Source organism: Thalassoroseus sp. (genome assembly GCF_984380535.1).
In genome coordinates this window covers 23,520-38,947 of record NZ_CFHRBF010000031.1, presented here as the reverse complement: position 1 = coordinate 38,947, position 15,428 = coordinate 23,520, and the positions used below count along the sequence as shown (strand labels likewise).

Here is a 15,428-nt window from a genome sequence, read left to right as displayed (position 1 = left end):
CCAACAATTCTCCCCACGCCTTTGCTCCCAGCCGGTCCGCGAACTCCCCCGCCATGCTCGCAACAGCATCCAGATGCTCTTCAAGCAGTTCCCACTCGGTTTTGGGACGATCGGCAAGTGAGTGGGCGTAGAACATCGACTTCAACCAGCTAGATGGCTACAGAACAAATGCTCACACATCTTGCCAATCGGAGCCGTTTAACGCAAGCAAATTAACAGACCGCTGACCGATGCTCATGCGATATCTCACTGACGATAAAAGGGCATACAGCTGACAACGGAATCAAGGTTTTATGTTTGCCCTCGGAAGAGAGCATCGACAAAACCTTAATTGCATTGTCACGCTGCATCTCTTTTTGAAGAAATAGGTTAGGGCGAATTGCCTTTCGTTGCAATCTGCTGCAAAAGAACCCAAACACATGAGAGGAACACCCCGAAGGCGGTAAGCTTGAGGAAAGTGAATCTTTCGACGCAGTGGCTCGGGCGAGTTCTTCAGCCAACTGCCAACCGTTCTTGAGTTCAATACGACCGATCAATCCCCGCAAATATCGATCTGCGTCGAGACCACCGACGGGCTTGGGACGATGAATACGATGAAGCGGGTGCGGTGCTCACGCCCGAAGACCTGTTGGCGATGCTGATATGATGCGGCGTGACGAACCGCGAATCGAGTTTTGGCTGACCGTCATGGCTTTAGCTGCGGCGGTCATTGCGTTTCTAGGAGACTTATGTCGATGAGACCTCCCGAACTCAAACAGTTTGAACGCTCCGTCTGCGACTGCACGAAGTGCAAGGCCGGCTGCAAACACATGCCCGGCAGCTTGGCACCTGGCGACATGTACGCCATCGCGAACTTTCTGCGAGTTGATCCCGATAAGATTGAGTTCATCCACAAACACTTCCGAGCCTCCGATGGCAAATACATCATATTCGACGGCAAGCTGAAGATGGTTCCGACCATCGTTCCCTCTCAGGAGGACGACGGCCGCTGTGGTTCCTAACCGGCGACGACTAGTGTGCGATCCACTCGGTCGCTCTGTTCGGTGGCCGGAACTTTGAGATCTGCGGCGTCGACACCGAGGAAGATGACTACAAATCCCGATGCCAGATCAGTTGCCTCCTGCAATCGCAAAACTACCTCTGGACCTGGGCTTACCTGCACACGACCGGCCACATCGCACCGCCGGCACGTAAACGACGAGCGGCGTTGCATGCCGAGCTAGAGCAGTTGGACTGAATCGCTCATCCGCGCCGTGTTCTGCCTCGGGATACGGTTAAGACGCTGCCGCCAATCGCACACTCCACCGCAGAGCCCAGCGGGTTTCTTTACGCATCCTACGCCCCGCTCCACAGGGGCTTTTCCATGCGCACCCACGAAAGACAAGGTTTGGGACCCGCGATTTGTTAACGGCAATGTTGTGTAAGGTCCCCCCTGGACAACAGGTTGCGGAAAATCAGGTTGGACGTACCTGGGAGTTTCGAGGCGGGTGAAATTGCTAGCTTCTCGTTATGATACCAGGCCAAAGCGAAATTACTCAGTAATTTCAAAGACGCATTGTTTTCTCAGCAACAGCAAGAATTCCTTCAATCAACGGCCTGGCAGCCAGCGATTTGCAAGTATAATCGCGATTGGACGAATTATTGGCCAACGGCAACTTTTGGCAATGCGATCGTGACTTGGCGAAGCCGCTATTTTGTTTCTTAACAGCCAAAGGTTATCGTATGGACAATTTTGATCGCCAACATTTCGCATCGGCTTACCGGTCGCTCGCCCAAATACTTGAGCGAGATCGTAAGGTTGACCGCATTGAAGGCCATCTCTCGTATGTGTTGGGCAACTTGGCTCGACGCATCTTCGTTAGCACAAAGCACCTTCCTCCGGACGAAATGTTGGAAGAAGTGGTGAAATTGCTGCGTAGCGGTGAGCCTGACCAACTTCGACGCGTAGCGCAACAGTTGTACGCGCAAGCCCAGCATCTTGAAGAATTGTCAGACGAATCTCCGGGAGATTGAACAGGATCGGGTGCCTAGCCAATTGCACATCGATGTAGACTTTCATTCGAACTTACCTCTTCCACAATTCCCCAAAAATCTCCGCCAGTGCGCTTGAATCGTGTTTCCCTCTAGAGGCAGGGTGTCGAGCCGTTCGCCCGGAGCTCAATCGATTCTCCCCCCATTCGCCAACCACCAACCAGCCGGAGAAAATCTAGGTTACCCTGGTTTTGCCAAACTACCCAACAGGGCGCAATCGCCCTAGATGAGGGACGGCTCTGGGGTCTGCAGAGAGCATGGCACTGCCGGTTGTGCCCGATAGTGTCATGCTCGGTCTGCGTTGCCGAGTTCTGTGAAAGCATTCGAGAAAAGCGACGGGCGGCGACGGAATTGGTGGACGAGTTTCTCAAAGCGGCTTGTCCGGGTTGTGAATAAATCGACCGCATACTATCGCAAACCGTGTCAACGATGAAAGAACATGGCGAACCAGAGTATGACGAGAAATTCCACAACCTGCATAATGATGTGGGGCATTGCTTACATGTCATTTCAATGGCGACGGAAATCCTCAAGAACGTCCGAGACAACGACCAGAGATTCAACGAGGTCTGCGAGACAATCGAAAAGGAACGCAGAACGGCACTAACGCTGGTAGACGAATTTCTCAATGGGAGTTGCATTGGCTGCGGTCATCGTCCTGAATAATTTTGCGGCGGCGATCCTGATCGTGCGGCCATCGCACGACTCCGCCACGTGCGAAGTGAACTCACCAACGTTCCCGCAGGGCTTCCGAGGTGAACCTACCGTACTTGACGACGAGCCAACTCTTGGGGACTCGCGTCAAAATCTGAGACCAAGCATCAAACGCAGATGGAGAAACTTTGTCGGGTTGTTGAAGCAACCAAAACTGAATTGACTGATCTCGCGAAAAGGTGCGGGGAGGTTGGGGGTCGGAGCATAGCACAGAAAATCTCGATCGAGTGGCACGAGTCGTTCCGAATGAAAGCGTTCAGCCGACCCCGGCGGATCGACGAATCAATCAGTGAGTCGAGAATCGATCGTGGACAGATCCGTCGTGTTGGGACATCCGAAGAACGCCACTTGCAGCGGAGCGGCTCCCGCAGAGAGCATCGACGCGCGGTTGCGTCCGCCAGTATGTCCGGCGAGTTCCACGAGGAAGTCGATTCGATCGGCCGAATTCGTTTGCCGAGTTGTCCTGGAAAGCATCAATCTCACCGAATCCCGGCTTGAATGGATAATCATGCACGCCGGAGGACGCATTTCTCGTCAGCCGCTCCCTTGATTTCCTAGGCGATAAGCCGTACACTTGCAAGGTTCTGGAAGATTAAATGAAGAGCAATCCCGATGACCCGGGAGGGCTCATCAGTGAATAAGCCGATGAGACCACACCACCATGGTTTGGTCACGTCGGCTTTTTTCGTGCTATGCACTACGCTTGCCCGCATCGGCGACGCCGTTATTGCCAATGATGCAGATGGACACGTCCCAAGGCTGTCCTAGTCCATCGCTCGGAAGTTCTGCGCGGATTATGAGACCACCCGGCCGACCTCCATCCTGCAGAAAGAAGTCATCATGATTATGGTTTGGATTGTTGGTTTGGTCGTCACTTGTGGACTTCTCTATGTAATCAGCCGGTACTTCTCGCTATGGTTGATGGCCTATGTCACTGGCACTCACATTAGCCTGCTCTCGCTAGTGATGATGTCTTTAAGGAAAATCAATCCGCGAGTCATCGTGCAGTGTAAAGTCATGATGGTGCAGGCTGGTTTGACGGATTTCCCTACGAGCCTTATCGAAGCCCAAATGCTCGCCGGGGGCAACGTCCAGCGGATTACGCTCGCCTTGATTGCCGCCCACCGAGCTGGAATCGAACTTGACTGGGACACGGCAGCAGCCATCGACTTGGCTGGCCGGGATATTCTGGAAGCCGTGCAACTCAGTGTGAATCCCAAGGTCATCTCCTGTCCAGACCCAGAGGATGGACGAGGCAGCGTGCTGGATGGCGTGGCGAAAGATGGCATTCAACTCAAGGTTAAAGTCCAAGTCACGGTCCGCACGAATCTCTCGGGACTCGTGGGGGGAGCGACAGAGTCCACGGTGATCGCGAGGGTGGGGCAAAGCATTATCTCGGCCATTGGTTCTTGTGAAAGTTACCGAGATGCCCTTTCGAATCCTCGACTGATTACTCGAAGCGTCATTGAAGCCGGCTTGGACTCGCAGACTGCTTTTGCCATCGTTTCAATCGATATTGCTGATATCGATGTGGGAGCCAACATTGGAGCGAAGCTACAAATCGACCAAGCCAACGCCGACATCCGGATCGCCATTGCCTACGCCGAACAACGTCGAGCGATGGCCCTGGCGGCGGAACAGGAGATGGTCGCACTGACGAGAGAATATGAAGCCTTAGTCGTTCTTGCGGAAGCCACCATTCCCAAGGCCATTGCTGTTGCTTTCCGCGAGGGGCAGCTTCGCGCAAGACGCCAATCTGCCACCCAATTTCAGGCCGTCGACAGTCCGCGCGGCCGAATCACCAAAACCCACAGGCTAAACGTTGATGCGTCCGTGCCGCGAAAACTCCCTCATCTCGAATGCTGGGAAACGGAAGGAGGCTTATGCAATTGACAGATTGTGTTCGGTGCGTAGGTGGACAACAGCGGTCGATATGAATTCGCACATTAAAGAACAGTCGGTGAGATGTTGTAGGGATGCCCCCGATGACTAAACTAGTGCAGCTTCCAACCTGGAATGACAGGTTGAGAAACTCGCGATGAGCACGCCAACAAGCGTGCGGACGAAGTTCGAGAACCTGTCAAATCAGAGTGGTTGAACCACTAGGAGCGTGCCGATGGATCATGCTAATCTGCTAGTCATTGCAATGGTCGAAGAGTGTGAGGATCGGATCAGGAAATCGAACAGAAACGAACCTAATCTACCACGTGCCCTTCATCCCCGGCATCTTCTATGGATGTGTGAGCGAATCGAGAAACACGCGGACGAATGGCTCGCTACAAAAATACACCGGTGGATCGGGTTTATTCAGTGTGGAATGCTGGCCAATCAGATGCTCGACTTACGAGACACAAAAGCCATGTTCGACCAAGTGAAGGACGCACACGAGGATATCGGCGAAGATGATGACCTCATCGATCACCTCAATCCAGAGAATTCTTTTGATTTCGATCTTGGTGGAGAGGGTTAGCAACCATTGCTTCAGGTTGAATCATTAGATACGTCTGAGATCTGTGGAACGATATTTCGATGAGTTCCTAAACGAACAGAATGGATTGGATGATTGCCAAGGGAGCTAGTCGGGCGCTGGATAGCTGCGTGTGCCGTTCACGTCGATGAGGCTTGCAATATTGTACCATTCAGGTATCCGACCATCGGCGCGGATCTATAGATGAACGCGTTGCTATTCTTAAGGAGTCAAACATAACGCTTTGTTTTTGCAATAGGGAACGATACAATGCAGGCGTGATGGGTATGTCGTCAGCGTCACACAGTCCCAGAAGTTTCGGATGACTTTGTAAATCGCAGCCCGGTCACATTCGGGAGGCGCGTTACATAGTAAGCCGATGCGGTCGAGAATCCTCGGGTTTCGACCGCATCGGCTTTTTTGCATAGTAGTCTGCTCAATCCTGTTTTCGAAAGATGCCGGGTAGCGTAACCGGTCTACCGGAAACCATAGGAGGTCTCATGTCGCATCCCCTGCGCGTTGTCGTTCTGAAGCCCAGCAAATACTTGGAAGATGGTTACGTGGAGCGATTTTGCTGGGGTTTCATGCCGAATAGCACGGTACCCTACATGCGTAGCATGACGCCAGCCATGGTGGGCGATACTCCCGTCGAAATCCACACCGTTGATGAATACGTACACACAGATTTGCAGTATCTCTCACTGCTGAAACCTCGCCACGGAGGGCGAACGCTACTGGCGCTGGTTGGCGTACAGAGTCATCAGTTTCATCGTGCATTGGATCTCGCGGCCTTGGCTCGCGAGAATGGATGTATGGTGGTGATTGGGGGTCCCCATGCGATGACATGTGACACTTCGACCCTGCATGGACGTGGAATTAGCTTTGCCTTGGCCGAGGCGGAACTCGTCTGGTCGCAAATCTTGACAGATGCGACGGAAGGAAGGTTAGCACCGGTTTATGGTCGCGAGAGTCGCTGGCAGCAGGAATTGGAAGCGCCGGTCGTGATTCCGCCTAGCCGCAAAGATCTCAGCCGTTATGTCATTTCAATGTTGGGCCTGTATCCAGCTCGGGGATGCCCATTCCTCTGCAACTTCTGCTCTGTCACCAAGATCGCGGGACGAAAAATTCGCAGCCAGAGCATCACGACCACGCTGGAAAGTCTCCGCGCGGCCAAGGAAGCCGGAGTTCGCACGATCATGTTCACTTCCGACAATTTCAATAAATATCCGGAAGCAGAAGCGCTTTTAGAAGCCATCATTGATGAGCAATTTGGGTTGGACTTTTTTGTGCAATGCGATACGCAAATTGCAAGACAAGAGCACCTAGTCAAACTCTTGGCCAGAGCGGGATGCTTTCAGATGTTCATTGGGGTCGAGTCCTTCAATCGCGAAATCCTTCTGGCGGCTCACAAGGGCCAGAACCGTCCGGAAATGTACCGAGACATCGTTCGGCTCTGTCGCGCGAATGGCATCAGCTCTCATTTCTCCAACATCATTGGATTCCCGCAGGACACTCAACAAAGCATCGACGAACACCTTCAGGTGCTCCGCGAGATGAACCCGTCGTGGGCGTCATTCTACATCCTCTGCCCGATCCCCGGCACGGAGCAATACGACGACTTTCTCACACAGGGACTCATCACGGAGCGTAATCTTGACCGCTTCGACACAACCTGCCTAACTTGGCAACATTCCACGCTGTCTCGCAAACAACTTTCACACCTGCTCTTTAAATGCTATCGAAAATTCTACTCAGTCGGGCATGCGATGCGGAACGTTAGGGACGAGACAAGACTTCGCAGACAAGGAGTCCTGAAGAGGACAGTGGGAAGTCTGGCGATGTCACTTTTCAGTCGATACAGTGCCTGGAGAAATCTGCACCCCATGTCTGGAGGAGTGCGGAGAGTGCGATTGGACAATGTCCACGATTTCCTTCCCTTGCGTCAGCGGACATTCGGCTTCACGCTGGCTCCTCTTCCAAGAAGTTTGCAATTACAGGAAGTGGAACCACTCCGTCAACTTGACCGTCTTGCAGAACATGCAGCCACATCAGTCAACAAAAACTAGACCGTATTACGGTCTTCTGTGTCCGCAGTGGACACAAGAAATCCAGTGTTTCCTAACTTCCGCGAGACAGAACCCGCTACAGTGAAACTTTACCTGCTCTAGTCTCGTTACATCAAATCAGATGCGAAATGTCGTCAAGCCGCTCTATCGATTCGGATACGGGGTATCCTATTTACGGCACGGTTATCGATCGAGTTACACCGGATACGGATATGGATTTTATGGAGACAGCTCGCAGAGTGCTTACTCGGGTCCAAGGACGAACGACGGTCGATCCATTACCAATGTTTCTCGTTATTTGTACCCATCAGGCTGGGCTGCCGCAGTGCTCATGTAGGCCATAATTACGCGAACAGAGCAGCGCAGCCTAAAGCTGAACGTTCAGCCAAGTAGCAACACAAGATTCTTTGGTACCAGAGGTTTTCATGGCCACGATTGATGTTGATTCGCTCCCCGGCTTTCGGGAACCCTTTAATTGTTTCAGCCATCTGATGGCCGCAATAGTCTTCACCTACATGACGCCAAAATTACTTCAGCGTGGGCAGAGTGATTTCGGCCAAACGCTAGCATTTTGCTTGTTCGGCTTTACTAGTGTTTTCCTGCTTTTGATGAACGGCATTTACCACATGATGTGGCCTGGAGGTGGGCGTGAAGTCATGGAACGAATGGACATCGCGGCAATTTTTGGACTCATTGCGGGTACGTTCACTCCCGTTTCTGTAATCTTGTATCGTGGGCACACACGGGCTTGGCTACTCTTTATCATTTGGGGGCTAGCGGCCCTGGGGATTACGGTGAGAACGGTTTTCTTCGACTCGTTCTCTGGCTGGTTAGGAACGAGTCTTTTCCTGGCGTTTGGTTGGATTGGCGTTTTATCTGCGTGGGACCTTTGGAAGCGCTACACGTTCTTATTCATCCGGCCATTAGTCTTTGGCGGACTAGCGTATTACTGTGGAGCGATCTTACTGGAATTCCATTGGCCCACATTGATATCTAGAATCCTCGGGTCGCGCGAACTTTGGCACATCGCTGTGCTCATCGGGTTGAGTTGTCATTGGATCTTTGTTTGGCAAATTGCTGGTCAAGCTGCATGATGTGGTCCAATCAATCTGAATCAGAGTTCCAATCACCGCACCGTAAATGTTTTGAGTACGGTCATGCGTGGCTGGGGGAGACGGTGGACAGCCTTTCGGGCGCGCCAGCAGTTTTGGAGATGGAACAATGCTGTGGTATGAAACCTCCAAGTAAAAAATAATAGGGACCACACGAAAACGGGTGGTCCCCTACGGCTTCTAAACAACCCCCGACCACAATGTTAGGCAGGGTTTACGTACCTTGCCCGTGTTCGTGGGATCGTCAATAGGCGAAATGTGGGTCCCGCACCGATGATTGCTCCGAGAACCGCGGCGCCCATCGATAACAATGTTCCAAGAAGTGTGTACCATGTCGCCGCCGTCGCGTAGTCCTGAACGGCTTCACGATTGGCTGGATTGCTTGCCATCTTCTCTGCCTGTTCCGGCAGATCAGCCGCGTTTTGCTTCCACTCTTTGATCGTATTCCGGGAGACGCCGGCTTCTTGAGCCAATAGTTCCCAATTTCCGTCCACCGTCTGAGCAGCTTCACTAGTAAAACTGGCGACACCCAACATCGCGCCGAATCCGGCTCGCATTCCAGTACTGACCAACCAGAGGGTCAGGAATAAGACGATCCCCCACATAATGATACCGTGAACGGCGGCTTCGACCTTGTTCTCGCCCACCGCGCATTGGCTTGTGACCCACCCACAGCCGACTTCCCAAGTTTAGCGCGGTGGCCTATGGAGTTCAGCAACCGAATCGATTGTCATCGATGGCGCAATGATCTCCAAAAACACCTTGATGTGGGCTAGGGAACACTTGTATCCAGGACTGAATATGCACAAACATCCGCAGTCGACCTCGCAACGCTGAATGCTGCATTCAGTTCGACTGCGACAGGTACGGAAACGATTACGCTGGATACGTCCGGTGCTAACAATCTAATGGACGGGATGGCGAAAATCCGTGTGCAAATCAACGCACCCGGTTTGCAAGACCTGTTTGGCATTGACTGCGCCGTTCATGTCGCGCGTGCCCACGGCTAATTCGCAGTGAACCAGAGAAAACAGCGTTGCTTTCACAGATCCAACGGCAAGGTAATTTAAACTGCTTAGCAGGTCATACCAGTCGAACCTCAAAAGAGCGGCCTGAAACGCTTCGGCTTCTCAGGAAGCTCTTTGATTTGTTGAAAGTCTTGACAGGCCAGACTTTACAGTCACTTATATTATTTCAGCTCGTGCCGGAAGTATGTCCTGTCCGTAAGGTTGCCGGTTTGGGGTGTTAAGAATTTTAGACAGTCGCATTACGGCGGCTTTGACATCCACGCTGTCATGCGGCAAGATGATTGTGTCCTCAACGACGGTTGCAAGCATGACGACCTGCTGCAGCAAGGCATTCCTTCGAAGAGGGTTCGTCGTCTGCCCAACGATGGATTCTAGCGACTGGAGCTGTTTGGTCAGAATTGCGACGTTGCCTTCGGCGTTCTGACGAATCTGGTTAAAAGCCTCGGCCAAAAGGCTTTCGAAGTTCGCAACTCTAGCGATGACACGCAACTTACCCTCGTCAAATCTCTGGGTGGTCGCAAACCCACGGTCAGCCAGCCGCGCGAAAATCGCAGTCAGATAGTCCAGGCACATCACTGCGGTTGTCGTGTCATTTACACCAGGCGACAAAGCCTTCATAGCGATGTCCACAATTTGCCTGATGCCAAAGCCGACATCTTGATGCACCGAACGTTGGTGACTGATGACGTATACATCATGGACCTCAGCCGCTCCATCTTCGTCCGACAACTCCAAATCGGCCACGGATGCTAGTGCATCCCCTTCGACGACGAACTCTCCAATTCCTCGCTCCATTCGCACGATGGCATCTCGATTCCGAGCCCATCCTAAGAGAGCCTCCTCATCAATGCTCTCGATATAACCGGTTCTATGAGCTCGGACACCAGACCATGCTAGTTCTGCCAAATCCGTCTCCGAAGTGTCGTTCGAGTCCCCATCGGGGGTATCACCCAATCTGTTAGGAAATAAATGATCAACGGCGGAGATTGTCTCCTCGGCAGCGGCGGCAATAATGCTTGACGCTTGGATGGACATCGAGATGTGGTGGATAAAGAAGATTAGAAAACCAATGCCAACGAACGCAAGGACCAGACCGCCTAACACAGCGAGGGATGGCACGAAAGGACCTTCGTCCCCTCCTCGAATGGTTCGAAGCACCACCAGGCAATACGCGAAGATGCCAACGAACACACCGAGCACCGCCTGGTTCAGACGGTCACGCATAAAATTGCGAAGAATCCGCGAGGTATACTGACTGGATGTCAGGGAGAGGGCGACAATGGTGATGGAGAACACGACACCCGCCACTGTGATCATCGAACTGGCGACAGAAGTGAGCAGGCCCCTTGCACCTGCCGCACCGGAACCAAAGATCAATGGCCACTTCTTGTCGACATGAAGTTCAACGCTTGTGTCGACGGCGATTAAAGCGATGGCGAGTCCCACGGCTCCCATAACGATTACTGCCGGTACGAACCAAAAGCTCGACTGCACCTCTTGCCACCATTGCCGCAGTTTCATAATCATTTGCTAGCCCTTTGTTGCGCAGAATCTGCGGTTCAGTGAATTTCGCTCTAACAACGGATTAATGGAGGTACCCGACGAGCAAAGGACAAAGCACTTTAATGAATCGTTCATTTGACCGAAGCTATCCTTAGCCTGTCCGAGATTTTGCAATTGTAGTATTTATATGCTCCAACGAGCAGCATTGCCCCAGGGAGTGCGACAATCAGGCCGAACCAGAGAGGCGAAGTTATCCAAAAAGGTTCGGCGGCGTCACCGAGGAAATGTGAGTAAAGCAGCCCACTCGAAGACGAGCCGCTGATGCCTAGTAAGATTGTTATGACCAAGCTCATTGTCTGTCTGCTCGGAACAAGCGACTTTTACAATCATTCACGCCACCAGCCCGCGGACGAACTGACTCATTACGGCAATTATGATCATTTGGCTCTATTCTTGACACAAGAAGACTAGGTTGGTGATGTGCGACTCCCACAACACGTAGCAGCTCAAATAACGGTTTAAGAGAGCTGGTCCGTATCAGATTGGCTCGCGTCCTCGGATGATGAGTCGTTTTCGAATAGAAAGACTTGCACCACGGTGCCTGTTGTAAAAGCATGGATAATAATACCTGTTTTAGGTTCGACCTCAGCAACGGCTTCGCGAACCTCTCGACCAGTGATTTGTTGGATTTCCTGACAAAGTTTTTTAGAAGACGCAGCAAAGAGCTGTCGATGAAACTCCTGAATCTGAGCTGCTCCTTCGGCCGTGCTCGCTAACGCTTTTTCAACCGGTGAGAGGGCTTCATGCAAAGTGATGACGAGAGTGTCTTCGCCTAAGACCACGCTGACTGATGTTGGGGTATGTCCCGTATTCTGTTTTTGAAACGTGTTGACGACGTCCGTGATCTGCTCTGCTATCGTCTTCGAGGGCACGTTTTTGTCAGAGTTACTCATAAAAGTGACTTCCGGCGTTCGCACGCCTTTCGGAATAGAATCGACGGATACAGCCGCCGCAAAAATGATACTGCCATGGAGTCGCCTTCAGACTAATGTTGCACCACGCCCGAAGACCTCGCAGTCACATGATTCGAAGACTGGCGAAATTTGCAGCCAAACTAATCAGACTGGAGATCAGGCTGTTCACAACGTAAAGTTCTCGCAACTCCATTCTGCCGAATTTTTTCGCCGATGAGGTCCCATTTGAAATCTGATTGCTGAGCACCCGGTTGAGGCCATCAACGTCCAATCACGTTGCGACAATCATTTCTAAGATCCTCTTCCAGTCGAGGTCTTCCACATTCGCTGTCTACTTCGAACTCAGAGCCTAATCAGTGAATCATCCAAGACCTCTGTTCTTGAAGGACCCAAATGAAAAATGCCAACGTGGCAGGATATCTCGATGAGATCTACCACGTCGGCATACTTTACAAAAGGTCTCCCAAACTGGCCGGGCTACCCTTGATCTTGTCTTCCGAGAACTCTAATTCTTCCGGCAAAAAGCCGCCGTTCCGCGTCGTCGCCTTTGTAGGTGGCATGCAAACAAATGCTCGAATTCTTTTGCTCTCGCAACATGGGTGGCCGCCAGTATTTCTATCTGTCGGATTGGTAGGTGCTGATGGCGATCAATTGCTGATGGAACTCATCAAAAAAACGACCAGCCTTCCAAATGCCGCCAACAGGAACTCGTTTCAAGGCACGATTCAGCGCTTACGCATTTAAAGAAAAAAGCCGATGCAGCGGCACACAACAAGGCGTTTCGCTGCATCGGCTTACTAGGTAACACGTTTCCCGAGATTCGTCGAGCCACGTTTTAACAAGTCTTCCGAAAAGGTGGAAGTCGCACGAAAGGTTAAGTACGACTGCTAGGCGATTGTAATCATAGGCACAGCTGTCGCATTTTTCAAGTAGCAGATCGAATTATTGGTGCTAGTTGAATACGATGTCTTCCGTCAGTTGAGCGTTTCGAGCTTAGATTGCAATCCCATTAGCATTCCGCTCTTGCTTAAGATTGCACCGATTGAGTCAAAGACACATTTTGGAATCGCTATGAAAACGCAAGGGGAAATCGAGGCGGCCGTTTGCAACGGAATTACCCGTTTCGAACAAGAGTATATGGGACGGGGCCTGAAGCATATCTCCGCACATCTCATTGGCGACATTCTTTCGGTCCGTCTTCAGGGAGTTCTGACAATGGCGGAACAACAACTCGTCAAAACGCTTCCACCCGAAAAGGGCCGTGAGCTACTTAAGCAAGTCCGAACCCAACTTGTCGAAACGGCGCGTCCGGCTCCGAAAACTCTGATTCAAGAGGTTACAGAAGAAACTTTCGTAAGTCTGCATCATGACATTAGCGTTGTCACCGGTGAAGAAGTAATTTTGTTCAGTCTTTCTCAAGCATCGGAATGCCGTGAAACAATGAAAAAGCAGAACATGTTCCTCACAAGAACTGTTTGGCCTCATCAAACTATGCAGAAGATGTCGGCTAGTTTCTTCTTCGACACGATTCAGGCTTAAAGCAATGCCGATCGGCTTTGTTGCAGACAATGTGCGACGAGTTCATCCAGCCTTGCTTCGCCGACACACATCACTGAATCGGCTCCCCCCCAATAGATTTTCACCGTGCCATCCGGCTCGGGCACTGCGCCGCAACTAAAAACGACGTTATGCACGTACCCTGTAACCTCCCAGGGGTCTTCAGGCTGTAGAATCCAAGAGTCACCCACCCCCAACACGATTGCTGGATTATCAAGATCGTGTAATGCAACACCGAGTCGATAGACAGATCCATCCATCGTCCGGAAGACTCCGTGATAAATCGAAAGCCAGCCCTGGTCCGTCTTTATTGGCGGTGCTCCCGGCCCAATTTTCATTTCATCCCAGTGATATGGCACCGGTTGCATCACGATTTGAGACTCACCCCAAAAATAAAGATCCGGCGAATAGGAAATCCAAATTGACCAAGGGGCGATTTCCGAGTGGGGACGGTCCAGTCGCGCATACCGACCATCAAATTTCCTCGGGAAAATGACCGTATTCCGATAGTCGGCCTGTGTTATCAGCGAGACTCGTTCGATCTGAACAAAGTCTCTCGTTTTTGCTAGGGCAATTCGCACACCGTTTCTGGAGTAAACGCTATAGGTGATGAGGTATTCATCGTCCACCTTCGTTACCCGAGGATCTTCAACACCGAACTCCTCGTATCGAGCAAAGCGGCCGGTCTGGACCGGAGTCAAAAAAGGTTGGGGATCAGCGACAAAATGGAATCCATCGCGACTGCGTGCTAAGCCAATAATTGAGCGTCCAGTCCGAAGATGAGATCGGAACAGCATTATGTATTCGTCGTTATGCTTGACCACAGCCGCATTGTGAACGGTTTCAACAGGGTAGGGTATGTCAGTCCTTGTTAGAATCGGATTTCCGAAGTATCGCTTGACGATATCGCGTTGCATACTCACCATTCGATCCAGCTGTTAGTGATCGACGATTGACGACTAAGAATCTGTGCATAGATTCGCTCGTACGCTTCGACCATTGTGTCGATGGAGAAGTGTTGTTGGACACGTTCGCGACAAGCAGTTCGACTAATATTTGGTAAATTTTGGAGAGCGTCTACTGCTTCATTCGCATTGTTGACGAGAAACCCGGTCTCCCCGTCCTGAATGACTTCGCGACAGGAGCCAAGATCCATGGCGATCACAGGGACACCCGCGGCATTTGCTTCGGCGAGCACGAGTCCAAATCGTTCAGGGATCGTGTTTAAGTGCAATAATGCCCGGGCGTGGGCAAACAATTCGTTTTTGCCTATGACGTCGACCGGTCCGATGTAACGAATCTGTTGGCCATCAAGGTGAGGTTCTACTTGCTCGCGGAAATAATCGACGTCCTGAATAATGCCTGCGATCCGCAAAGGCAATCCACTCAGTTGAGCAACGTCTATCGCTAGATGCACACCCTTGTCCGGGTGGATCCGTCCCAGGAAAATCAACTCTTCTCCAGGCGACTCTTGTATTGGATACAACGAAAGATCGATTCCGTTATAGACCGTGCCCAGATAGTTTAGTCCTGGTGCCCGATCGGAGTTGCTGATGGACACGAAGTATCCATCACTGTACTTCTGATATACCGCCAAGATTTGAGGAGAGGAGAATCCATGAATCGTCGTTAAAACCGGCGTTTCGACTAATCTTGTATATGTCAATGCCATAAAATCATAGTGACTGTGAATGAGGTCAAATTCGTCGGCGTGCTCAAAGACCTCAGAGATGTGTAAGTATTCTGACACCTTGGGGTCGGTTGTTGCGTCCTCTTCGTATCCTTGATCCACGACGGCATGCAGGTGAGCATTGGTGACAGAGTCTCCACTAGCAAACAGCGTCACTTCCCAACCCCGGGCGACTAGGCCTTCTGTGATGTTGCTGGCAACGGTTTCCCAAGCACCGTACTGACGTGGAGGCGTACGCCACGCAACCGGCGAAAGGATGGCAATTCTGTTCTTTGCCTTTGCCACA

Annotated in this window: 14 protein-coding genes; 8 read left to right on the top strand and 6 right to left on the bottom strand. The window is 51.6% G+C overall.

Annotation, left to right across the window (positions count from 1 at the left end; all coding sequences use genetic code 11):
- The first annotated feature begins 734 nt into the window (after window positions 1-734).
- Window positions 735-1,001: a hypothetical protein gene (locus AC5DDB_RS28950; protein ID WP_491743253.1), complete on the top strand. Its 267-nt coding sequence runs from the start codon at window positions 735-737 to the stop codon at window positions 999-1,001.
- 721 nt (window positions 1,002-1,722) lie between these two features.
- Window positions 1,723-2,013: a hypothetical protein gene (locus AC5DDB_RS28945; protein ID WP_491743252.1), complete on the top strand. Its 291-nt coding sequence runs from the start codon at window positions 1,723-1,725 to the stop codon at window positions 2,011-2,013.
- 1,014 nt (window positions 2,014-3,027) lie between these two features.
- Here AC5DDB_RS28945 and AC5DDB_RS28940 read toward each other — a convergent pair.
- Window positions 3,028-3,219 carry a hypothetical protein gene (locus tag AC5DDB_RS28940; protein WP_491743251.1) on the bottom strand — a complete coding sequence of 64 codons (192 nt, stop codon included), beginning with the start codon at window positions 3,217-3,219 and terminating at the stop codon, window positions 3,028-3,030.
- A gap of 366 nt (window positions 3,220-3,585) precedes the next feature.
- Here AC5DDB_RS28940 and floA point away from each other — a divergent pair, with 366 nt between their 5' ends.
- The 4 genes from floA to trhA all read left to right on the top strand — a co-directional run bounded on the left by floA (window position 3,586) and on the right by trhA (window position 8,372).
- Window positions 3,586-4,638 carry a flotillin-like protein FloA gene (floA, locus tag AC5DDB_RS28935; protein WP_491743250.1) on the top strand — a complete coding sequence of 351 codons (1,053 nt, stop codon included), beginning with the start codon at window positions 3,586-3,588 and terminating at the stop codon, window positions 4,636-4,638.
- Between the two features lie 223 nt (window positions 4,639-4,861).
- On the top strand, window positions 4,862-5,215 hold the full coding sequence (locus AC5DDB_RS28930; RefSeq protein ID WP_491743249.1) for a hypothetical protein: 354 nt from the start codon (window positions 4,862-4,864) through the stop codon (window positions 5,213-5,215).
- 497 nt (window positions 5,216-5,712) lie between these two features.
- Window positions 5,713-7,278 carry a B12-binding domain-containing radical SAM protein gene (locus AC5DDB_RS28925; RefSeq protein WP_491743248.1) on the top strand — a complete coding sequence of 522 codons (1,566 nt, stop codon included), beginning with the start codon at window positions 5,713-5,715 and terminating at the stop codon, window positions 7,276-7,278.
- 425 nt (window positions 7,279-7,703) lie between these two features.
- Window positions 7,704-8,372: a PAQR family membrane homeostasis protein TrhA gene (gene trhA, locus AC5DDB_RS28920; protein ID WP_491743247.1), complete on the top strand. Its 669-nt coding sequence runs from the start codon at window positions 7,704-7,706 to the stop codon at window positions 8,370-8,372.
- Window positions 8,373-8,593: 221 nt separating this feature from the next.
- On the opposite strand, the gene AC5DDB_RS28915 is transcribed toward trhA, so the two are convergent.
- The 3 genes from AC5DDB_RS28915 to AC5DDB_RS28905 form a co-directional block, all read right to left on the bottom strand.
- A complete protein-coding gene (locus AC5DDB_RS28915; protein ID WP_491743246.1) occupies window positions 8,594-9,037 on the bottom strand; it encodes a hypothetical protein in 444 nt (147 codons plus the stop codon).
- A 537-nt stretch (window positions 9,038-9,574) separates the two neighbouring features.
- The gene (locus AC5DDB_RS28910) at window positions 9,575-10,939 is read right to left on the bottom strand and encodes a DUF2254 domain-containing protein (RefSeq protein ID WP_491743256.1); all 1,365 of its coding nucleotides are present in this window, start codon (window positions 10,937-10,939) and stop codon (window positions 9,575-9,577) included.
- A 500-nt stretch (window positions 10,940-11,439) separates the two neighbouring features.
- Window positions 11,440-11,874, bottom strand: coding sequence for a Na-translocating system protein MpsC family protein (locus tag AC5DDB_RS28905; RefSeq protein ID WP_491743245.1), 435 nt, complete (start codon window positions 11,872-11,874; stop codon window positions 11,440-11,442).
- A 414-nt stretch (window positions 11,875-12,288) separates the two neighbouring features.
- On the opposite strand from AC5DDB_RS28905, the gene AC5DDB_RS28900 reads away from it, so the two are divergent.
- Together AC5DDB_RS28900 and AC5DDB_RS28895 are read left to right on the top strand one after the other, a co-directional pair.
- Window positions 12,289-12,639: a hypothetical protein gene (locus tag AC5DDB_RS28900; RefSeq protein ID WP_491743244.1), complete on the top strand. Its 351-nt coding sequence runs from the start codon at window positions 12,289-12,291 to the stop codon at window positions 12,637-12,639.
- Between the two features lie 327 nt (window positions 12,640-12,966).
- Window positions 12,967-13,434 (top strand): Na-translocating system protein MpsC family protein, encoded by a 468-nt coding sequence (locus AC5DDB_RS28895; RefSeq protein WP_491743243.1) that lies wholly within the window; start codon window positions 12,967-12,969, stop codon window positions 13,432-13,434.
- Here the strand turns inward: AC5DDB_RS28895 and AC5DDB_RS28890 are convergent.
- Window positions 13,431-14,369 carry a glycoside hydrolase family 130 protein gene (locus AC5DDB_RS28890; RefSeq protein ID WP_491743242.1) on the bottom strand — a complete coding sequence of 313 codons (939 nt, stop codon included), beginning with the start codon at window positions 14,367-14,369 and terminating at the stop codon, window positions 13,431-13,433. The two genes, AC5DDB_RS28895 and AC5DDB_RS28890, sit on opposite strands and share 4 nt — an antisense overlap.
- A 2-nt stretch (window positions 14,370-14,371) precedes the next feature.
- On the bottom strand, window positions 14,372-15,427 hold the full coding sequence (locus tag AC5DDB_RS28885) for a glycosyltransferase family 4 protein (RefSeq protein WP_491743241.1): 1,056 nt from the start codon (window positions 15,425-15,427) through the stop codon (window positions 14,372-14,374).
- Window position 15,428: the final 1 nt, after the last annotated feature.